Here is a 19,297-nt window from a genome sequence, read left to right on the forward strand (position 1 = left end):
CATCGTGAGCACGAGATTCGGCGTTCACTCCGAGGTCGGCCGGCTGCGGCAGGTGATCGTGCACCGGCCGGAGCTCAGCCTGAAGCGCCTCACCCCGTCGAACAAGGAGGCGCTGCTCTACGACGACGTGCTCTGGGTCAGCCGCGCCCAGATCGAGCACGACGAGTTCGTCCAGGTCATGCGGGAGCGGGGGATCGAGGTGCTCTACCACCAGCGGCTGCTCGCCGAGGCGCTGGACGCGGCGCCCGAGGCGCGGCGGCACGCGGTCGAGCGCATGGTCACGCACCTGACGGTCGGCCCCGCGCTCGTGGACGAGGTCCGCGCGGAGCTGGCCTCGTGGGACGGCGCCACGCTCGCCGCGCACCTGATCGGCGGGCTGACCAAGGAGGAGTTCCTCGACGCGGCGCAGGCGCGCGGGGAAGGCTTCGACGCGCGCTCGCTGGTCACCGCGACCGCCGGCACCGGCTCGTTCATCCTGCCGCCGCTGCCGAACTCGCTCTACCAGCGCGACCCGTCGGCCTGGTTGTACGGGGGAGTCGTGCTGAACCCCCTCTACTACCACGCCCGCCGGCTGGAGACGATCAACCAGAGCATCGTCTACCACTTCCACCCGATGTTCGCGGGTGACGACTTCGCCTACTGGTACCCGCCGATGGGCGACGACGGCGGCTTCGACGAGGAGGACTTCGGCCGGGCCTCGCTGGAGGGCGGCGACATGATGCCGATCGGCAACGGCGCCGTGGCCATCGGCATCAGCGAGCGGACCAGCCCGATCATGATCGAGCACCTGGCCATGGAGCTGTTCGCGGCCGGCGCCGCGACCCGGGTGCTCGCGGTGAACATCCCGCCCAGCCGCTCGTACATGCACCTCGACACCGTGTTCACGCTGCTGGACGCCGACAAGGCCACCGGCTACCCGCCGGTCGTCGACAATGCCGAGGTGTACTCGCTGCGCCCCGGCGACCGGCCGCGCACGGTGGAGGTGCACCGCGAGCCCGGCCTGGCCGCCGCGTTCGCCGACGCGCTCGGCATCGGCGCGCTGGACGTCATCCCCACCGGCGGCGACGACCACCAGCGGGCCAGGGAGCAGTGGGACAGCGGCAGCAACTTCGTCGCCCTGGAGCCGGGGGTCGTGGTCGGCTACCACAAGAACGAGTTCACCAACAGGAAGCTGCGCGAGCACGGCGTGGAGGTCGTCGAGATCGAGGGCTTCGAGCTGGGCAAGGGCAGGGGCGGCGGGCACTGCATGACCTGCCCGATCCTGCGGGACCCGCTCTAGCGCAGGAAGGGGCGCAGCAGGGCCAGCAGCTCCTTGGGCCGGTGCAGCGGGATGATGTGGCCGCAGCCCTCGATGACGTGGCCGGTGAGGTCGTCGGCGATCGGGCGGAGCTGCTGCTCCAGTGCCGTGCCGACGGGGTGGGCGCCCACCGCCATCGCGGGCACCGTCAGGCGGGCGGTGGCGACGGCCTCGGCGATCTGGGCCGCGCTCTCCGGCAGCGCCCGGTAGTACGAGAACGCGCAGCGCAGCGCCTCCCTGCCGGTGTAGGCGGCGGTGAAGGCGTCCCGCAGGGCCGGCCTGACGCCGTCGCCGAGGGTGCCGGACTGCAGGAACCAGTCCACGTACGCGCTCTCGTGGCCTTCCAGGACCGTCTCGGCCAGGCCGGGGACGGCGTGGAAGCCGAACCACCAGGGCGGGCCGCCGGCGAGGAAGCTCTCGCCGCCGGGCAGCCGGCCCAGCAGGGACTCCATCACGACGAGCCGCCGCACCAGGCCGGGGTGCCGCATGGCGAGCAGGAACGCGGGCGGGGTGCCCGCGTCGATGCCCACCACGGCGGCCGATTCGACGCCGAGGGCGGCGAGCAGGGCCGCGGCGTCCGCGGCCAGGGTGCCGGCGTCGTAGCCGGTCGCCGCCCGGCTGCTCGCGCCGAACCCGCGCAGGTCCGGGGCGATGACCCGGTGCCGGTCGGACAGGCCGGCCATGACGTCCGTCCACAGCTCCCACGTGTGCGGGAAGCCGTGCAGCAGCAGGACGGCCGGGCCTGAGCCGGCCAGGGCGACGTTGAGCTCGATGCCGTTCACGGGGACACGGCGCAGCTCGGGCATGGGAAGCTCCAGGTGGAAGGCAGTAACCGAAGGTGACAAGCTCACGGTAGTGAACTAGCGTGGGCGCACCAAGACGGCACTTTCCCCTCAGGTGGTGAGCTCCAGGTGACCAGTAGCGGCGCGGCGCGGCGCGGAGACGTGTTCGACCCGGGGTGCCCGACCCGGCGGCTGCTCGACCGGGTCGGCACCAAGTGGACCTCGATGGCGGTCAAGGTGCTCGCGGAGGCGGCGCCGGGCGAGGTCCGGTTCGGGGAGCTGCGCCGGCGCATGCCCGGCATCTCCCAGAAGATGCTCTCCGTGACCCTGCAGAGCCTCGTCCGCGACGGCCTGGTGGCCCGCCGCGTCGAGCCCACGGTGCCGCCCTGCGTGCACTACCGCCTCACCGAGCTCGGCCTGTCGCTCGAAGTGCCGCTCGCCGCGCTGCGGGCCTGGGCCGAGGAGCACATGGCGGAGGTCGAGCGCAACCACCTTCAAGCCGACGGGCAGGGCGCGAACAACGGTCGGGTGCCGGTCGAGTAGGCCGCCGGGTCGGTGAAGCGGCAGCCGTAATGGGGGTCGGCCACGGTGACGGGGCGGCTCACGTCGTCGCCCTGGGGCCGCTTGCCGGTGCGCTGCCAGCGTACGAGGTCGTCCCAGGCGGCGCCGGCCTCGGCCGGGCTGAACTCGCAGTGCCCCGCCGCCCGGATCGCCCGCTGCACGAGCAGCCCGGAGCGGCCGTTCCTGGCCACGTCGGCCCGGTAGTACTGCTCCATCGAGAACGGCACGAAGTTGTCGCCCAGGTCGTGCAGCGACAGCACGGGCACGGTGATCCTGCCGGTGACGGCGGGCACCTCGGTCAGCCGCCCGGTCCAGCGCGCGGCCGGGTCGGCGGGATCGACGCGCTGGACACTCGCGTTGACGTTCACCGGCGCCGACGGGCGGTAGACGGTGCCGCGGTTGGTGGCCACCCGGCCGGGCTCCCGCGCGAGCGGGCCGCCCTCGTCCGGCCCCGCCAGCCCGAACAGGAAGTCCTGCCAGTACGCGAACGCCGCCGACGCCCCCGGCCGCGGGCCGCCGCCGAGGTTGACGACGATGTCGCGGAACTGCCGGCCCAGCTCGTTCGCGGGCTCGGCCCCGCCGGTCAGGCCCAGCCGCTCCTTGATCTTCGGGACGGCCGAGGTCGCGTAGTCCGCCGGGATCGGGTACGCGGGCACGTCGGCCAGGTCCTGGGCGACGAGCTGGAAGTCGAGGAAGAAGTCGAACAGCTCGTGGTCGCCGAGCACCCCGCACATCGGCAGCGCGGCGTCGTACACGCCGGGGAACTGCTCGATGGAGCGCACGGTGACGTGCCCGCCCATCGACACGCCGGCGAGGAACGTGCGGCGCGGCCGGCCCACCTCGCGCGTGAAGCGCGAGACGAGGGCGCGGGTGCTGAGCACGCCCGCCCGCACGTCGTAGCCGTTGGCGTAGTAGGAGGAGGCGGCCCAGGCGTAGCCCTGCTCCAGCAGCCGCTGCCGCAGGCCGTAGCCGGGCGGCTCGACGGTGAGCACCGTCGTGTCGCCGCGGTAGCCGTGCGCCCACATGACCAGCTCGCCGTTCCAGCGCGGCGGCACCTCGATGTCGAAGGCCGCGTGCTCGTGCACGCCTTGCAGGACCCGGCTGGGCCGGCCGCCGACGGTGGACGGGGCCAGGGGTGGGTTGTCGATCGTGTAGCCCGGCAGCGGCTGGTCGTCGGGGGTCGCTCCCGCGGCGGGCGTGGCGGGTAACGCGCACAGCACGGCGGCGAGAACGACCGAAAGGAGGGTGCGCATCGGTCGTCACCTTTCTTCAGAGGGGCTTCCGAGGGGCTTCTGAGGGGGCTTCCGAGGGGGCGCGGCGCCTTCCTCGCTCCTCCATGAGACACCAGAGGCCACCACGGCTCCAGACGGTGTGAACCGGGTTATCGCCTGAGATCTGTGGGCTTTGACGGGTTGTTTGGGTTTAAGGAGGTAACTGAGAGTATTCGCATGGGTACGTCTGCTTCCGTCTAGGCGCTCACCCGAGCGGGGGGTCGCCGGACTCTGGCCGATCGATCCATGAATGGAAACGAGAGCACGTGAACACTCAAATTCGGCAATCGCGGCCCGGGCGTCGGCTCGCGGCACTAGCTCTGACCGGCGCGGCCGCCGGTGTCATGCTCCTTCCGGGGGTGGCCAGCGCGAGCGCCGGCTTCCCCGCCGTCCAGGCCGGGGGACCGCCGTCCGAGCCCGTCCGGCACGTCACCAAGACCAGGTACGTCCCGAGGGAGAAGCCGGTCCTGCACAACCCGCGCTACCACATGCCGCGGATCGACATCATCGTCCACAACGACAACCACTCGCGCAACGAGCACCGGCGCCACGAGAACTTCAAGCACGACGACGTCAAGGAAGAGCCGGTCAAGGACGACAAGATCGACCACACCCCGGTCAAGGATGACCACGAGAACGACCACGACCACGACAACGACAAGTGGTGGTGGCCGAACCTGGACTGACGCTCCAGCGGGGACCCGGGGGCCGCTTCCTGTCGGGGAAGGAGGAAGCGGCCCCTTGTCGTGGGCCCGGCGATGTACGTTTCATCGGCCCCGCCGGGCCGCCCCCGCGTAACCGCCGGTCAGGGCCTCGAGGGAGGCCGGTCCAGGCCGCGGACCTGGTTGGGGCGGCGGGCGAGCGGATACCGTCCGATCTTGACGACGCCTCGCCGCTGGAGCCCTGACATGCCAGGAAAACGCTGGGCAGTCCCCGCGCTGCTCGCCTTGTCCCTGCCACTCCTGACAGCCCCCATGACCGCCCCGCCGGCCACAGCGGCGACCTCCTCCGCGCAGGCGGCCGCGACCGTGCCGCTGGAGGAGATCAACGCCACGGCCACGCAGGTCGCCTTCGGCTTACGCCGGCCCACCGCGATCGCCGCGCCCGACGACGGGACGAAGCGGCTGTTCATCACCGAGAAGCGCGGCACCGTGCGCGTCTACCACCCCGACACCGGCCTCTCCCAGACGCCGCTCATCGACATCACCGCGTCGGTGGACGAGTCCGGCAACGAGCGCGGCCTGCTCGGCATCGCCCTCGCCCCCGACTTCGCCCGCAGCCAGAACCTCTACCTCGCCTACACCGCCCTGCCGGACGGCGCCGTCACCCTGGCCCGCTACCGTCTCGGCCAGGCCAAGCTCGAACCCCTGCTCGCCCAGGAGCACTCCGAGAACACCAACCACAACGGCGGCCAGCTCACCTTCGGCACCGACGGCATGCTCTACATGAGCATCGGCGACGGCGGCGGCGCGGGTGACCCCTTCGACAGCGGGCAGCGCCTCGACACCCTGCTGGGCAAGATCCTGCGCGTGGACGTGAGCAGGAGCTGCGGCGACCTGGCCTACTGCGTGCCGGCGGACAACCCGTTCACGAAGGTGCAGGGGGCGCGGGGCGAAATCTGGATGTACGGCGGTCGCAACCCCTGGCGCTTCTCCGTGGACCCGGCGAACGGCTCCCTGTGGATCGGTGACGTCGGCCAGGGCAGGTGGGAGGAGATCGACCACGTCAAGGCCGGGCGGCAGGCGGGCGCGAACCTCGGCTGGTCCTGCTACGAGGGGCTGGAGGTGTTCGACCAGGCGCAGTGCCGCACCGACGTCACCTACACCAAGCCCGTCTTCACCTACTCGCCGCACACCGGCGGCTGCGCGGTCATCGGCGGGCAGGTCTACCGCGGCAAGCAGTTCGCCGACCTGGTCGGCGGCACCTACATCGCGGCCGACTACTGCTACATGACCACGTGGGCGCTGCGCGAGAACGGCTCGGGCGGCTACACCGCGGCGGAGATCGGCGAGATGCCGACGCAGGTCACCGCGTTCGGCGCGACGCCGGAGGGTGAGCTGTACGTCGTCAACGACCTGCCCGGCGGCCTGCACCGGATCTCGTTCGAGCACGTCCTGCCGACCTGCAGGATCGCCTACACGGCGCGGACGTGGGGCACCGGCCTGACCATGGACCTCACGATCACGAACGTCGGCAGCACGCCCATCAACGGCTGGACGCTGCGCTTCCCGTTGGCCAGGGGCCAGAGCGTCATCTCCGACTGGAACACCGACCTGGTGCAGAACGGCGACATGGTCATCGCCACCAACGCCGGGCACAACGGCTCCATCGCGCCCGGCCAGAGCGTCACCATGGGGTACCTGGCCAGTCACACGGGTGACACGGCCTCGCCGAGCCGGTTCACGCTCAACAAGGACACCTGCGCCGTCGCCCGCTGACCGGCCGGGACCTCAGCTCTCGTCGGCGGGCAGGGTGAAGAGGCGGACGTGGACGGGCCGGGCGTCCGGCGGCGCCTCGTCCGCCGGGCGGCTGTACCGCAGGAGCAGGGCGATGTACTCCTCGTAGAACGCGTCCAGCTCCTCTCGGGTCATCCGGGCCAGCCCGCGCGAGCCCCTGGCCCAGCCCGGGTCGGCCCGGTAGGCGGCGGGGAAGCGCTCGAACAGGGCGCGGTCCTCTTCGTAGCCGACCCGGTGGAACTCCTCCAGCACCGCCCGGTCCTCCGGCGCCACCTGGTCGGGGGTGGGCAGCCGCAGGTCGCGGGGCACCTTGGCGCGCCGCCACCAGCGCTCCCGGCCCGTGGAGCGCTCGGGGATCTCCTCGATGAAGCCGTACTTCTCGAGCTGGCGCAGGTGGTAGCTGGTCGTGCCGGTCTTCGCGCCGAGCAGCTCACCGAGGGTGGTGGAGGTGGCCGGGCCGTGCACGTTGAGGTGGGTCAGCATCGCGCGGCGCATGGGGTGCGCCAGCGCCTTGAGCCGGTCGGGGTCGTCGAGCAGGTACGGCTCGTCATCCTTCATGAGGAGCAGGCTAGTACTCCAGAACGATATCTGCAGACATTCCTTTGCCGAGAGTTCTCTGCAGACTAGTCTCGGCAACATGATGAAGCTGTTGGCGGCGATCCTCGCCGTGCTTTTCGCCTTACCGCTCCCCGCCGGCGCCACCGCACCGCCAGGGCTGCCGGCCGACCTGACGTCCACCGAAGTGAGCTTCCGCGGGGAGGGCGGCCTGGAGCTGCACGGCAGCGTGATCAGCCCCGCGAACGCCCGCGCCGGGCGGCCCGGAGTCGTGCTGGTGCACGGCGCGGGCACCGGCACCCCCAGGGAGAAGCTGCTGGCCGAGGCCGTGGGAGCCGCCCGGCAGGGCTTGTCCGTGCTCATCTACGACAAGCGCTCCCAGGGGTACTCGACCACCGAGCGGTCCTACCCGCAGCTCGCCGAGGACGCGCTCGGCGCCGTCGCCACCCTGCGGCGCCAGCCCGGCGTCGATCCCGCCAAGGTCGGGATCTGGGGGCTCAGCGAGGGCGGCTGGGTCGCGCCGCTCGCCGCCACCCGCCCCTCCTCGGGCATCGCCTTCGTCATCGTCGTCGGCGCCAACGCGCTCAGCCCGCTGCGGCAGCAGGCCTGGGCCGTGGCGGCCGGGCTGCGCAAGGCGGGCGCGGGCGGGTCACTGGTCGGGCGGGCCGAGCCGAACCTGTACCGGGTGATCGCCGACGGCGGCCTGTTCCCCGAGCCGTACCACGACCCGGAGCCGGTCCTCGCACGGGTGCGGCAGCCCGTGCTCGCCATCTGGGGGGTGCACGACCTGCTGACGCCGCCCAGGGAGACGCCGCCCCTCTTCGCCGATGCCCTGGAGGCGGGCGGCAACCGCCGCTACACCTTCCGCTTCTTCCCCCAGGCCGACCACGCCGCCCACCTGACCCCCGACGGCGGCGTCACCCGGCTGCCCGAGCTGGCCCCCGGCTACGCCGAGCTGGTCGGGACATGGGTGGGCGAGGCCACCTCGGGGCGGGCCCCCGTGGCCCAGGTCTCCGGGCCGGCCCCGGTGCAGGCCGTCGACTCCTTCGGGGTGCCGCCCACCGCCTGGTGGGAGTCGGCCGCCATGCAGGTCGTGGCGCTGGTGCTGCTCCTGGTGGCGTTCGGCGGCTACCCCGTCGTGGCCCTCGTCCGGCGGGTCCGGCGGCGCGACGCGGGCGTGCCGTCCGTGGCGGCGCGGGTGATCAGCGCGGGCGGGCTGGTGGCGATCCTGGGCGGGTTCGCGTACCTGTTCTACGTGATCATGACCGGCGGGAAACTGGCCGCGCCCGGCCCCATGCTGGGCGACCGGCCCGTGCTCTGGCTCGCCCTCCAGGCGGTCGCCGTCGCGACCGTCGCCGCCACCGCGGTCACGGTGGCGACGTGGCGGCGCGCGGGCACGCGGGGCGAGCGGGTGCGGCTGGGGCTGCTCATCGCGGGCGGCGCGGTGTTCGTGCCCTGGGCGCTGTACTGGGGACTGCTGCTGCCTTGAGCGTGGGTGGGGGTCGCGGGGCGGCTGCCTCAGGCGTGGGTGAGGGCGCCGGGGCGGGTGCGGGAGCGGAACGTGCGGCGGTAGGTGTCCGGGGGCACGCCGACCGTGCGGTTGAAGTTGCGGCGCAACGTCGTGGCGGTGCCCATGCCGGTGGCCGAGGCGATGGCGTCGACGCTGTCGTCCGTGGTCTCCAGCAGCTGCTGGGCGTGGCGGATCCGCTGGATCAGCAGCCACTGGAGCGGGGTGGTGCCGGTGACCGAGCGGAAGTGGCGGCCCAGGTTGCGGGCGCTCATCCGCGCCTGGCGGGCCAGGTCCTCCACGGTCAGCGGCTGGTCCAGCCGCTCCATCACCCACGGGAACAGCTCCGCCAGCGGATGGTTGTCGGGGGCGGGCACCGGCGTCGTGACGAACTGGGACTGGCCGCCGTCCCGGTGCGGCGGCACCACCAGGCGGCGGGCGACCGCGTTGGTGACCGAGGAGCCGTGGTCGAGGCGGACCAGGTGCAGGCACAGGTCCATGGCCGCGGCCTTGCCCGCCGAGGTCAGCACGTCGCCGTTGTCCACGTACAGGACGTCCGGGTCCACCTCCACCTCGGGGAAGCGGGTGGCCAGCTCCCTCGTGTGCGCCCAGTGCGTGGTGGCGCGCTTGCCGTCCAGCAGGCCCGCCTCGGCCAGCACGAACGCGCCCGTGCACAGGGACGCCACGCGGGCGCCCGCCTCGTGGGCCGCGCGCACCGCCGCGACCAGCTCGGCCGGCGGGCTCACGTCCACGTCGGCCCAGCCGGGGACGATCACCGTGTCGGCCTCTCGCAGGTGGTCGAGGCCGTGGTCGGGCTCCAGCAGGAACCGGCCGGCCCGCACCGCGCCCGGCCCGCAGACCACGAGGTCGTACCAGGGGTCGGCCAGGTGCGTCAGGTCGGCCCCGAAGACCTCGTACGCCAGGGAGAGCTCGAAATGCAGCATTCCGTCGGTGACGGCCAGCGCGACTGTGTGCATGTCCGGAATTGTATGGGTGATGGCGTTCCGGACACTCGTGCGGGGGATGCGCCGTTGCCAGGATGGTCACGTCAGATCGCGGCAGATCAGGTGAGCACGGGGAGAAACCCATGGCAGCAGGGCAGATGGTGGCGGTGTTCGGGGCGTACGGGCACACCGGGCGGTTCGTGGTGGCGCGGCTCCTCGAGCGCGGGTTCGTCCCCGTCCTGTCCGGGCGGGACGCCGGGAAGCTGAAGGAGCAGGCGTACGAGAGCGGGCTGGAGGCCCGCCCCGCGTCCGTGGACGACCCGGCCGCGCTGGACCGCGCGCTGGCCGGCACCGCGGCGGTGATCAACTGCGCCGGGCCCTTCGCCACGACCGGCGCCCCCGTCATCGAGGCGGCGCTGCGCGCCGGGATCCCGTACGTGGACGTGGCCGCCGAGATCGAGGCCAACGTCGACACGTTCACCCAGTTCGCCGGCCGTGCCCGCGAGCAGGGCGCGGTGGTCGTCCCCGCGATGGCCTTCTACGGCGGGCTCGGCGACCTGCTGGCCACCGCCGCGATGGGCGACTGGACGGCGGCCGACGAGGCGCACATCGCGTACGGGCTGAGCGACTGGCACCCCACCGCCGGCACCCGCGCCTCCGGCGTGATCTCCCGGCAGCGGCGGGACGGGCGGCGCGTCCGGTACGCCGGCGGCCGGCTGGAGTACCGCGACGACCAGTCCCCGACGCTGGAGTGGCCGTTCCCCGAGCCGATGGGGCCCAGGGCCGTCATCGGGGAGTTCTCGATGGCCGACATCGTCACCGTGCCGAGCCACCTGGCCATCCCCGAGGTGCGCACGTACATGACGGTCGAGGCGGCCAAGGACGTCGTGGCCCCCGACACGCCGGCGCCGGCCCCGGCCGACGAGAAGGGGCGCTCCGCGCAGACGTTCCTCGTGGACGTCGTCGTCCGCGCGGGCGGCAGCGAGCGGCGCGCCGTGGCCACCGGCCAGGACATCTACGCCATCACGGCGCCGATCGTGGTGGAGGCGGTGGAGCGCATCCTCTCGGGGCGGACCAGGGCGGTCGGCGTCGTCTCCGCCGGCGAGATCTTCGACGCGCCCGACTTCCTGCGGGCGCTGTCCCCTCACCTCACGGTGGACCTGCACGGGTGAGAGCGGGCCGGGGACGGGCGGCTCGGCGGCGTGACCCCCGTTCAGGTGGCGGCCCCCCGTTCAGGTGGCGGCCCCCCGCTCAGGTGGCGGCCTTCGAGCCGAACGCGCGCCGGTAGCCGGCCGGGCTCACGCCGGTCATCCGCTTGAACCGGTCGCGGAAGGCGGTCGGCGAGCCGAAGCCGACCTGGGCGCCGATGCGCTCGACCGGCTGCCGGGTGGTCTCCAGGAGGTGCTGCGCCTGCCGGATGCGGGCCCGGTGCAGCCAGCGCAGCGGCGTGGTGCCGGTCTGCTCGCGGAAGCGGCGGATCAGCGTGCGCGTGCTCATGCCGGCGTGCGCGGAGATGTCGTCGAGCGTGAGAGGGCCGGCGAGGTTGTCCTGCAGCCAGCCGAGCAGCGGCTCCAGCTCCGAGCCCCGCGGCACCACCGGGTGGTCGTGCACGATGAACTGGGCCTGCCCGCCCTCCCGTTCGAGCGGCATCACCGACAGGCGGGCCGCGTCGGCGGCGACGGCCGAGCCGTGGTCGCGGCGGATCAGGTGCAGGCACAGGTCGAGCCCGGCGGCGGCGCCGGCCGAGGTGAGGAACTGGCCGTTGTCCACGTACAGGACGTCGGGGGCGACCTCCAGCAGGGGATAGGCGGCGGCCAGCCGCTCGGCCAGGACCCAGTGGGTGGTCACCCGCAGTCCGTCGAGCAGCCCGGTCGCGGCTAGGGGGAAGGCGCCCGAGCAGATGGAGGCGATCCGGGCGCCGTTCGCCGCCGCCGCCCGCAGCGCGTCGCGGACGCCGCCGGGCAGCGGCGCGAACGGGTCGGACACGCCCGGCACGATGACCGTGTCCGCCGCCCTGAGCTCGTCCAGCCCGCCGGGCACGCGCACCGTGAACGCGCCCGCGTCCACCTCGGGCCGCTCGCCGCACACCCGCACCCGGTAGGCGGGGTGACCGCCGGGCAGCCGCGTGCGGGCGAACGTCTCGATCGGCACGGAGAGGTCGAACGGGATCACCTGGTCGAGCGCGAGGACGGCGACGGTGTGCATGGCCGCAACCTACCGGGCCGCCCGGTCGCCCTCAGCCCATGGTCACCGTCAGGTCGAACCTGCCCTGGTGCGGGACGCGCAGGGCGTGGAAGCGGCGGCTGCCGTCGCGGAAGTACCGCACGGTGCCCGCCGCGAGCGTCGCCTCCAGGGGCGTGCCCCAGCGGAAGCGGATCGTGGTGCGGCCCCTGCGCACGTCGAACCCGTCGGCGGTGGCGGTGGTGGCGCCGCCGAACGCGGCCCGCGTGCCGTCGGTGAAGGTGAGGACGTCCGACGGGTGCAGGACGAGCGGGATCTGCTCGGTGGCGGCGGCGTTCGCCGTGACCGTGCGCCGGACCGTCCGGGAGGTGATCAGGACGTCGGTGGTGACGCTCGCGTTGCCGTACCGGATGCCGAGGGCGGCGGGCGCCCGGCCGCCGGTCCACTGCCTGCCGTCGGAGGGGGCGCCGTGGAAGTAGGCGGCGGGCAGCGAGCCGTTCGCGTCGGGCACCTGGCCGGGGAAGACGGTGGCCCAGCAGGCGTGGTTGTTGTCGTTGAGCCCGCAGACGACGGTGCCGGCCTCGGGGTGCCACAGGAAGGTCAGGCCGGTGCGGGCGCGGGAGGCGCGGGTGCCGAAGTAGCCGCCCAGGTAGAGGCCGGGCTTGCGGACGTACAGGAAGTCCTGGCCGTTGTCGCGGCGCAGCTCGGCGAAGTCGGCGGAGCGCAGGTAGGGCAGGTCGGCGATGGCGGCGGCGCGCTGCATGCGGGTGGGGAAGCGCTCGCCGTCCAGGGCGTGGGTGAGGATGCGCGGCGAGGTGTCCTGCTTGGCGAGCGGGGTGACCGGGTCGGGGGCGGCGGCCCAGGCGGCGCGGGCCTCGGCCAGGTCCTCGCGGGCGGTCATGAACGCCGACAGCAGCGGCACCTGGCGGGTGAACGTCCAGTTGAGCGCGGTCCGGTCGGGGTCGGGCCGGACCTCGTCGTACCAGCGGGTGCTGGTGCGGGTGGACGGCGCGACGTTGACCAGGTAGCCGGCGCCGTCCGGCTCGCGCAGCAGGTTGTAGGACAGGAAGCCGGTGAACGCGCGGGCCATGTCCACCAGGTGCGGGTCGGGGTTCTGGTGGTGGGCGTCGGCCAGCTCGGGCAGCATGACCTCGAAGTTGTAGTTCATGTCGTGGCCGCCCTCCTCGTTGAAGAAGCCGGCCGTGCTCAGGCCCGCCGTGGCGATCCTGGCGAACGCCTCCGTCAGGCGGGCGGAGAGCGCGGGGTCCGGGTCCAGCCTGAGCGCGAGCGCCGCTCCGGCCAGGCCCGCGCTGGTCTGGTTGGCCCAGGTGAGCCGCTCCTGCCAGACGGTACGGTTGCCGCCGTCCAGGAACCACGTCATGGCCGTCCGCAACGCGGCGCTGATCTGCGCCTGCCGCGCGGGCAGCGCCCCGGTGGCACGCAGGATGCGCAGCGTCTTGGCCAGGTAGCCGATGCCGAACCCGGTGGGCGCCAGGCCGTGCTGGTCGCGGCTGTACTCGGGGAAGGAGCCGTCGGCGTGCTGGAGCGACAGGTAGTGGCCGAGCGCCGCGTCCAGCGCGGCCAGCAGGCTCGCGTCCCCGGCGTACGGGTTCCACGGTCGGGCGTTGGCGTGGAACCAGGCCAGCGTGAACACGTGCTCCTGCACCCGGGCGTTGTACGGCGCCGCCGGGTTGCGCCACCAGCCCCCCGCGAAGAAGCCGCTGTCGTCCATGTCGTTCACCATGGGCGCGAGCGTGGCCAGGTACGGCGCGAAGCGCTGCTCGTGCGGCGCGAACAGCCGGCGGTCGGGCGCGCCGGACGGCAGCGGGGCCAGATCGGGGAGGGCGGCGGGCAGGAGCACGGGGGCGGCGGCCGGGAGCAGGGCGGCGGCGCGCAGCAGGGAGCGCCGGGAAAGGTGGGGGGTGTGCATGGTCAGCCTTTCAGACCGGTGTGCGCGAGCCCCTCGATGAACTGCCTCTGGGCCAGCACGAAGACGACCAGGATGGGCAGGGCGGTCATCGTCGCGGCGGACAGCTGCACGTTCCACAGGGGCGAGCCGTAGGCGTCGACGAACTGGGTGAGCGCCTGCGGCAGGGTGAACTTCGACGGGGTGGACAGGAACACGATGGGTTCGAGGTAGAGGTTCCAGGAGTGCAGGAAGGTGAAGATGGCGACGGCGCCGAGCGCGGGCCTGGCCAGCGGCAGCGCCACCTTGCGGAAGGTGCCGAAGCGGCCGAGCCCGTCCACTCTGGCGGCCTCCTCCAGCTCGCCGGGCAGCGTGATGAAGAACTGCCGCATGATGAACGTGGCCAGCACGCCGGGCGCGCCCAGGATCGGCACGAGGATCAGCGGCCAGTGCGTGTCGGTCAGCCCCGCCGCGTGGAACAGCTGGAACAGCGGCACGATCGTGACCTCGCTGGGGATGAGCAGCCCGACGAGCACGACGAGGAACAGCAGGTTCTGGCCGGGGAAGCGGATGCGGGCGAAGGCGTAGCCGGCCATCGCGGCCACCGCCATCGTGCCGGCGGTCACGACCGCCGCGATGTAGAGGCTGTTGAGGTACTGCTGTCCGAACGGCTGCAGCTCGAAGACCCGGCTATAGGTGGAGAAGTCGAACCTTGAGGGGATCAGCGCGGGCGGGAAGGCGAAGATGTCGCTGATCGGCTTGACCGACGAGGTGACCATCCACCAGGTGGGGAACACGAACGGCACGCACAACACGCACAGCAGCGCGTACAGGGCGAGCTTGACCCTACGACTCATGGAAGACCCACTTCCGGCGCAGCCACCACTGCAGCAGCGTCAGCGCCGCGACGATCAGGAACAGCAGGACCGACAGGGTGGCGCCGTAGCCGAGGTGCCGGAACTGGAAGGCCTGCTGGTACAGGTAGTAGACGAGGACCGTGGTCGACAGGCCGGGCCCGCCCTGGGTGAGCACCGCGATCTGGGCGAACACCTGCAGCGACCCGACCACGGTGATGATCGAGGTGAGCAGGATCGTGGGGCTGATCTGCGGCACCGTGATGCGGGCGAACCTGGTCCAGGCGCCGGCGCCGTCCAGTTGGGCGGCCTCGTGGAGCTGGCGCGGCACGCCCTGCAACGCGGCCAGGAACAGCACCATGTTCAGGCCCACGTTCTTGACGACCTGCACCACGACGACCGACAGCAGGGCGGTCGTGTCGCCGCGCAGCCAGTTGGGGCCCTCGACGCCGGCCAGGCCGAGCAGGCCGTTGACGCCGCCGTCCTGCTGGAGCAGGAACTGCCAGACGATGGTCCAGGCGACCAGCGACACCAGCACCGGCGAGAAGAACAGCGTGCGGAAGAACGTGGTGCCGCGCAGCCGCTGGTCGAGCAGGATCGCGAGGACGAGGGCGAGCGTGAGGTTGAGCACGACCAGGCCGGCCGAGAAGAGCGCGGTGCTGGCCAGCACCTGGCCCATGTTCGGGTCGGCGAGCAGCTTGGCGTAGTTCGCGCCGCCGACGTACTCGAACGTGCCCGCCAGCACGTTCCACTCCTGGAGGCTGTAGTAGACGACCAGGCCGAGCGGCAGCAGCACGAACAGCACGCTGCCGGCGAGCTGCGGCGAGATCATCAGGTAGCCGACGAGGGCGTCACGCCGGGGGATGGTCCAGAAGGGGCGGGGCCGGGCGGCGGCGCGCACGGCCACCCGGTCCCCGAGGTCGGTCGCCGTCACGTCATCCGCCCAGCAGCGGCTGGATCTTCGCGCACACGCCGTCCAGCACCGCCTTGACGTCCGCGTCCGGCTTCCACAGCGGGTCGAGCGCGGCCCTCGCGGTCTGGGCCAGCTCGGCCTGGCCGGTGTGGCTCGGTTTGACGACGCCCTTCTCGATGCCGTCGATCACCACTTCCTGGAGCTGGTCGCCGTTCAGCATGGAGCTGGTCTTGGCCATGGTGGCGGCGGTCAGCAGCGAGCTGCGCGCGGGCGGGAAGTAGGCGGCGAGCTTGGCGGAGTTCGCGGCGTTGGCGAAGTAGGCGAGGAAGTCGGTGGCCTGCTCGGCGCGCGGCGACTTCTTCAGCACGCCGATGCCGGCCTGGCCGATGACCGCGTACGGGCCCTTCGGCCCGGCGGGCAGCGGCACCAGGTCCCACTTGAATGTCGCGTCCTCCAGCATGGCGGCGCGGGAGATCTGGGCGACGGCCATCGCGGTGTCGCCGGAGAAGAAGTCCACGGCGGTGCCGGGGCCCGGCATCGACTTGTCGGTGAAGATCGCCTTGTGCAGGAACGTCATGGCCTCGACCATCTCGGGCGCGTTGAACCGGCAGGTTCCGCCGTCGTCGCTCCACGCCTTGGCGCCCCAGCCCTGCCAGACGGTGGCGAGGTTGTCCCACGCCTTGTAATCGAAGTTGAGGATGGTCAGGCCGTTCCCGCCCTTCGCCGCGACGGCCTTGTTGATCGCGTTGGCGTGCTCCCAGTCCCACTGGCCGGCCTTCATCAGCTCGCGCGGCGTCTTCTGGCCGGCGGCCTTGACCAGGTCGGTGTTGACGAAGACGCCGAAGGGCGAGGTGGAGAACGGGTAGGCGTACAGCTCGCCGCCCTGCTCCCACAGGCGGGTGGCGGACGGGACCAGCTCGCCCACGTTCTCGATCCTGCTCTTGAGTGGGACGAGGGCGCCGGAGCCGACGAAGTCGGGGGCCGAGTTCTCCATGATCCACGCCAAATCGGGGGCGTTGCCGCCGGCGATCTGCGTGGTCAGCGTGGTCGTGTAGGTCTCGAACGGGATCGGGTCGAAGGTGATCTCGCCCACCTGCGGATGGGCCTTGCGGTACTCGGCGGCGATCTCCTTGAACAGCTTCAGGTGGGCCTCGTTCGAGGTCCAGATCGACATGCGCAGCGGCTGCGGGCCCTGCGCGGCGCCCGTGTCCCGCGCGCCGCCGCCGCACGCGGAGACCGCGAGCAGGGCGGCCAGCGTCAATGCCGCCAGGGGTGCTTTCATGGGGGTTCTCCTTCTGGCATCAGTAGCCGGTGACGTCCGGCCAGCGCAGCTCCACGCCGTCCCGGACCAGCCGGTGCTGGAAGTCGGCCAGGAGCCGCTCGTCCGCCCGCACGGCGTGCGGCGTCGTGGCGCGCTCCAGGCAGAAGGCGGCGAGCGCGCCGGCCGCCTCGCCGGCGTTCCACTCCACCGGGTGCAGGCGGTAGGCGCCATTGGTGATGTGGGTGGTGCCGATGTTCTTGCAGGCCGGCAGCAGGTTGGTCATCCGCTGCGGGATCAGCGCCCCGAGGGGGATCTCGAACGGGGAGCAGGCGACGTCGATGTAGTTGTCGCCGCCGGTCGAAGGGTGCAGGTCGATGCGGTACATGCCCACGCCCACCGAGTCGTGATAGCCGACGGCGCCCTTGTCGCCGCGCACCGCCACCGACAGGTCCTGCTCGGTAACGGTCGTCAGGGCCCGGATCCGCCGGGACTCGCGGATGTAGGGGGCCTGGGCGAGCCCGTCGGCGCCGCCGGTGACGTCGCCGCGCAGCCGCAGGCCCGGGTAGCCGGTGCCGCCGTCGTGGCGCGGCGCCTCGGTCTGCAGCCAGTACAGCACCGACTTCGACAGCTCGCGGGCCCTCGCCAGGTGCAGGTCAGGGTCCGGTACGTCGATGACCGGCCCCTCCAGGTAGTCGATCATCGGCCAGTTGACGAGCGTGATGTCGCTCTCGTACGCGCCGGGCACGAAGTTCTCCCGGGCGGCGATCCTGCGGAACGTCCACAGGTTGCCGTCGCCCGGGTTGACCCGCTGGTCGGCCTCCACCAGGCGGGGGTCGTCGCCCGGGTTCGGGGTGAAGGAACGCTCCACGATCTCCAGCGTCCGCGGGCTCGGGCAGCGCCACGACAGCAGCCGGTCGCCCCAGAACGGCGGCTGGTACTCCCGCCAGAAGTCGTACGAGGCCGGCTTGTCGATCGTGTGGTCGCCGTCCACGTGGTCGATCGCGAAGCACACCGACACGGCCTGCATGTTCATCGGCTGCGCCGCCGCCGGGGCGCTCGGCTCGCCGGTCTCCGCCTGCGACTCGAAGCCGGTCACGTACTCGGTGCCGGTCAGGGGCAGCAGCTCGCCGGTCTCGGTGGCGTCCAGCACGTACGGCGCCACGGCGACGATCTCCCCGCCCCCGTCGCGGTGCGCCAGTCGCACGGCCGTGACGCGGTCGCCGTCCACCTCGGCCCCCACCGCCCGGTACGGCTGGAGCACCCGCAGCCGGCCCGACCCCCGGTAGGGGGCGAGCATGGCCTCGATGACCGCGACGGCCACGCGGGGCTCGTGGCACAGCTTGCTGACGTGCCCGGCGCCCGGGTTCAGCTCCCGCCACGCCCGCGCCCGCTCGGTGAGCGGGTAGTGGTCGCGGTAGTAGCGGCGGATGCCGTCGCGCAGCGCGCGATAGCTGGCCGTGACGCCGAACCGCTCCACCCAGGTGTGCTCGTCCGGCGGCACGGCCTGGCTGGTGAGCTGGCCGCCCAGCCAGTCGTACTCCTCGGTGAGCACCACCGAGCGGCCCGCCCGCAGCAGGGCGAGCGCCGCGGCCACGCCGCCCAGCCCGCCGCCGACGACGAGCGCGTCTGCCGAGATCTCAACCACGTTGGGGGTTACCTCTCCTCATGTACGGGGGTTCAGCGTTGTGCCGGAGGGGCCAGGGTCGAGCCCTCGACCAGTGCGGGGTCAGCGTTGTGCCGGGGGTGCCAGGGTCGAGCCCTCGACCAGCTCGCACGCCAGCAGCTCCTGCGGGGCTCCGCCGTGCTCCAGGACGTGGGTGAGCAGCTCGACGGCCCGGCGGCCCATCTCCCTGCGCGGGATGCGGAAGCCGGCGAAGTCGATGTCGGTGGAGACCGGCCGGGTCGGCGCGCCGAGCGCGACGATCGACAGGTCGCGCGGCACGTCCAGGCCGCGGGCGCGGGCCACCTCGGCGATGGCCGCGCCGTCGGCCAGCTCCTCGGCGAACACCACCGTGGCGCCCGCGTCGAACAGGCCGTCCGCGCTCGTCAGGTGCACCCCTTCGACGCCCGGCGCGGCGGCCACGCCCTCGGTGAAGCCGCGCAACCGGTCGGCGTAGGACTCGGGGCCCTGGCCGGACCCGACGTAGGCCATCCGCCGGTGCCCGAGCGCCGCGGCCCGCCCGACCAGCGCGCGCACCGCCGGCGGGTAGTCGGCGCCGACGTACGGGACCGGCCCGCCGGCGTCGTCGCGGCGGCCGACCGAGACGAACGGGATGCCCTCCGAGAGCAGCCTGGACAGGTCGTCCCGGTCGATGGTGCGGCCGAGCAGGACACAGCCGTCCGCGAGCCGGATCCGGCTCTCCGCGCTGAAGATCCGCCGCCGCTCGCCCTGCTCCACCTTGGCGCTGGTGAACAGCAGCAGGTCGCAGCCCGCCTCCTCCGCGCACTCCTCGATCCCGACCAGGAACGGGTGGTAGAAGTCGGCGCTCTCGGCCGGGAAGACGGCCTCGTAGGTGAACACGCCGTAGATGCGGTTGCGCCGCTCGACGAGCCGGCGCGCCGCCGGGTCGGCCACGTAGCCGGTCTCCCTGATCACCTGGAGCACCCGGTCGCGGGTCTCGGGGGAGATCCTGACCTCGCCCTCGGCCCGCCCGTTGAGCACCAGGGACACGGTCGTCTGGCTCACGCCCGCCATGCGCGCGATGTCCTGCTGCGTCAGACGCCGACCTGAAGGAGCCACAGTGCTGATCACCTGTCCTGCTGGTAATGCGTATTAGTCCGGCAATTGTGAGACCGGACAGAACGGGAC

At 72.6% G+C, this 19,297-nt stretch carries 17 protein-coding genes; 6 read left to right on the forward strand and 11 right to left on the reverse strand.

Annotated features, from left to right (window positions below; genetic code table 11):
* Window positions 1–4: 4 nt before the first annotated feature.
* Complete coding sequence (locus tag KIS93_RS40330) at window positions 5–1,279, forward strand: arginine deiminase (protein WP_329607632.1); 1,275 nt, start codon at window positions 5–7, stop codon at window positions 1,277–1,279.
* Here the strand turns inward: KIS93_RS40330 and KIS93_RS40335 are convergent.
* Entirely contained in the window at window positions 1,276–2,103 is an 828-nt protein-coding gene (locus KIS93_RS40335) for an alpha/beta fold hydrolase (RefSeq protein WP_080042724.1), read from the reverse strand. The genes KIS93_RS40330 and KIS93_RS40335 overlap by 4 nt on opposite strands.
* Before the next feature lie 105 nt (window positions 2,104–2,208).
* On the opposite strand from KIS93_RS40335, the gene KIS93_RS40340 reads away from it, so the two are divergent.
* The gene (locus KIS93_RS40340; protein ID WP_080042723.1) at window positions 2,209–2,622 is read left to right on the forward strand and encodes a winged helix-turn-helix transcriptional regulator; all 414 of its coding nucleotides are present in this window, start codon (window positions 2,209–2,211) and stop codon (window positions 2,620–2,622) included.
* On the opposite strand, the gene KIS93_RS40345 is transcribed toward KIS93_RS40340, so the two are convergent.
* Complete coding sequence (locus tag KIS93_RS40345; protein ID WP_080042722.1) at window positions 2,574–3,893, reverse strand: alpha/beta hydrolase family protein; 1,320 nt, start codon at window positions 3,891–3,893, stop codon at window positions 2,574–2,576. The genes KIS93_RS40340 and KIS93_RS40345 overlap by 49 nt on opposite strands.
* A gap of 377 nt (window positions 3,894–4,270) precedes the next feature.
* On the opposite strand from KIS93_RS40345, the gene KIS93_RS40350 reads away from it, so the two are divergent.
* Both KIS93_RS40350 and KIS93_RS66075 read left to right on the forward strand, forming a co-directional pair.
* Window positions 4,271–4,597, forward strand: coding sequence for a hypothetical protein (locus KIS93_RS40350; RefSeq protein WP_080042721.1), 327 nt, complete (start codon window positions 4,271–4,273; stop codon window positions 4,595–4,597).
* A 288-nt stretch (window positions 4,598–4,885) separates the two neighbouring features.
* Entirely contained in the window at window positions 4,886–6,349 is a 1,464-nt protein-coding gene (locus tag KIS93_RS66075) for a PQQ-dependent sugar dehydrogenase (RefSeq protein ID WP_230465566.1), read from the forward strand.
* Window positions 6,350–6,361: 12 nt separating this feature from the next.
* On the opposite strand, the gene KIS93_RS40360 is transcribed toward KIS93_RS66075, so the two are convergent.
* The gene (locus KIS93_RS40360; protein ID WP_080042719.1) at window positions 6,362–6,925 is read right to left on the reverse strand and encodes an ArsR/SmtB family transcription factor; all 564 of its coding nucleotides are present in this window, start codon (window positions 6,923–6,925) and stop codon (window positions 6,362–6,364) included.
* 79 nt (window positions 6,926–7,004) lie between these two features.
* Here KIS93_RS40360 and KIS93_RS40365 point away from each other — a divergent pair, with 79 nt between their 5' ends.
* Entirely contained in the window at window positions 7,005–8,411 is a 1,407-nt protein-coding gene (locus KIS93_RS40365; RefSeq protein WP_222107730.1) for an alpha/beta hydrolase family protein, read from the forward strand.
* A 29-nt stretch (window positions 8,412–8,440) separates the two neighbouring features.
* Here the strand turns inward: KIS93_RS40365 and KIS93_RS40370 are convergent, their stop codons facing one another.
* Window positions 8,441–9,406, reverse strand: coding sequence for a helix-turn-helix domain-containing protein (locus KIS93_RS40370; protein WP_080042718.1), 966 nt, complete (start codon window positions 9,404–9,406; stop codon window positions 8,441–8,443).
* Window positions 9,407–9,516: 110 nt separating this feature from the next.
* Here KIS93_RS40370 and KIS93_RS40375 point away from each other — a divergent pair, with 110 nt between their 5' ends.
* Window positions 9,517–10,545 (forward strand): saccharopine dehydrogenase family protein, encoded by a 1,029-nt coding sequence (locus tag KIS93_RS40375; RefSeq protein ID WP_080042717.1) that lies wholly within the window; start codon window positions 9,517–9,519, stop codon window positions 10,543–10,545.
* Window positions 10,546–10,624: 79 nt separating this feature from the next.
* On the opposite strand, the gene KIS93_RS40380 is transcribed toward KIS93_RS40375, so the two are convergent.
* From KIS93_RS40380 to KIS93_RS40410, 7 genes are all read right to left on the reverse strand, one after another.
* Window positions 10,625–11,578 carry a GlxA family transcriptional regulator gene (locus KIS93_RS40380; RefSeq protein WP_080042716.1) on the reverse strand — a complete coding sequence of 318 codons (954 nt, stop codon included), beginning with the start codon at window positions 11,576–11,578 and terminating at the stop codon, window positions 10,625–10,627.
* A gap of 31 nt (window positions 11,579–11,609) precedes the next feature.
* Window positions 11,610–13,484: a hypothetical protein gene (locus KIS93_RS40385; protein WP_080042715.1), complete on the reverse strand. Its 1,875-nt coding sequence runs from the start codon at window positions 13,482–13,484 to the stop codon at window positions 11,610–11,612.
* A gap of 2 nt (window positions 13,485–13,486) precedes the next feature.
* Window positions 13,487–14,317, reverse strand: coding sequence for a carbohydrate ABC transporter permease (locus KIS93_RS40390; RefSeq protein WP_080042714.1), 831 nt, complete (start codon window positions 14,315–14,317; stop codon window positions 13,487–13,489).
* Window positions 14,307–15,248, reverse strand: coding sequence for a carbohydrate ABC transporter permease (locus KIS93_RS40395; RefSeq protein ID WP_222107731.1), 942 nt, complete (start codon window positions 15,246–15,248; stop codon window positions 14,307–14,309). Before KIS93_RS40395 ends, KIS93_RS40390 begins: the two co-directional genes overlap by 11 nt.
* 1 nt (window position 15,249) lies before the next feature.
* On the reverse strand, window positions 15,250–16,509 hold the full coding sequence (locus KIS93_RS40400; protein WP_080042713.1) for an extracellular solute-binding protein: 1,260 nt from the start codon (window positions 16,507–16,509) through the stop codon (window positions 15,250–15,252).
* Window positions 16,510–16,528: 19 nt separating this feature from the next.
* Window positions 16,529–18,133 carry an FAD-dependent oxidoreductase gene (locus tag KIS93_RS40405; protein WP_222107732.1) on the reverse strand — a complete coding sequence of 535 codons (1,605 nt, stop codon included), beginning with the start codon at window positions 18,131–18,133 and terminating at the stop codon, window positions 16,529–16,531.
* A gap of 81 nt (window positions 18,134–18,214) precedes the next feature.
* Complete coding sequence (locus KIS93_RS40410; protein WP_335673913.1) at window positions 18,215–19,240, reverse strand: LacI family DNA-binding transcriptional regulator; 1,026 nt, start codon at window positions 19,238–19,240, stop codon at window positions 18,215–18,217.
* Window positions 19,241–19,297: the final 57 nt, after the last annotated feature.

The sequence above is a fragment of the [Actinomadura] parvosata subsp. kistnae genome, from assembly GCF_900323885.1.
GTDB classification, from domain to species: Bacteria; Actinomycetota; Actinomycetes; order Streptosporangiales; family Streptosporangiaceae; genus Nonomuraea; species Nonomuraea composti.

What these genes read in the sequence shown, in the direction of transcription:
- KIS93_RS40335 (WP_080042724.1), bottom strand. Translation starts at nt 2,103, where the DNA reads ATGCCCGAGCTGCGCCGTGTCCCCGTGAACGGCATCGAGCTCAACGTC.
- KIS93_RS40345 (WP_080042722.1), bottom strand. Translation starts at nt 3,893, where the DNA reads ATGCGCACCCTCCTTTCGGTCGTTCTCGCCGCCGTGCTGTGCGCGTTA.
- KIS93_RS66075 (WP_230465566.1), top strand. Translation starts at nt 4,886, where the DNA reads ATGACCGCCCCGCCGGCCACAGCGGCGACCTCCTCCGCGCAGGCGGCC.
- KIS93_RS40360 (WP_080042719.1), bottom strand. Translation starts at nt 6,925, where the DNA reads ATGAAGGATGACGAGCCGTACCTGCTCGACGACCCCGACCGGCTCAAG.
- KIS93_RS40365 (WP_222107730.1), top strand. Translation starts at nt 7,005, where the DNA reads ATGATGAAGCTGTTGGCGGCGATCCTCGCCGTGCTTTTCGCCTTACCG.
- KIS93_RS40370 (WP_080042718.1), bottom strand. Translation starts at nt 9,406, where the DNA reads ATGCACACAGTCGCGCTGGCCGTCACCGACGGAATGCTGCATTTCGAG.
- KIS93_RS40375 (WP_080042717.1), top strand. Translation starts at nt 9,517, where the DNA reads ATGGCAGCAGGGCAGATGGTGGCGGTGTTCGGGGCGTACGGGCACACC.
- KIS93_RS40380 (WP_080042716.1), bottom strand. Translation starts at nt 11,578, where the DNA reads ATGCACACCGTCGCCGTCCTCGCGCTCGACCAGGTGATCCCGTTCGAC.
- KIS93_RS40385 (WP_080042715.1), bottom strand. Translation starts at nt 13,484, where the DNA reads ATGCACACCCCCCACCTTTCCCGGCGCTCCCTGCTGCGCGCCGCCGCC.
- KIS93_RS40390 (WP_080042714.1), bottom strand. Translation starts at nt 14,317, where the DNA reads ATGAGTCGTAGGGTCAAGCTCGCCCTGTACGCGCTGCTGTGCGTGTTG.
- KIS93_RS40400 (WP_080042713.1), bottom strand. Translation starts at nt 16,509, where the DNA reads ATGAAAGCACCCCTGGCGGCATTGACGCTGGCCGCCCTGCTCGCGGTC.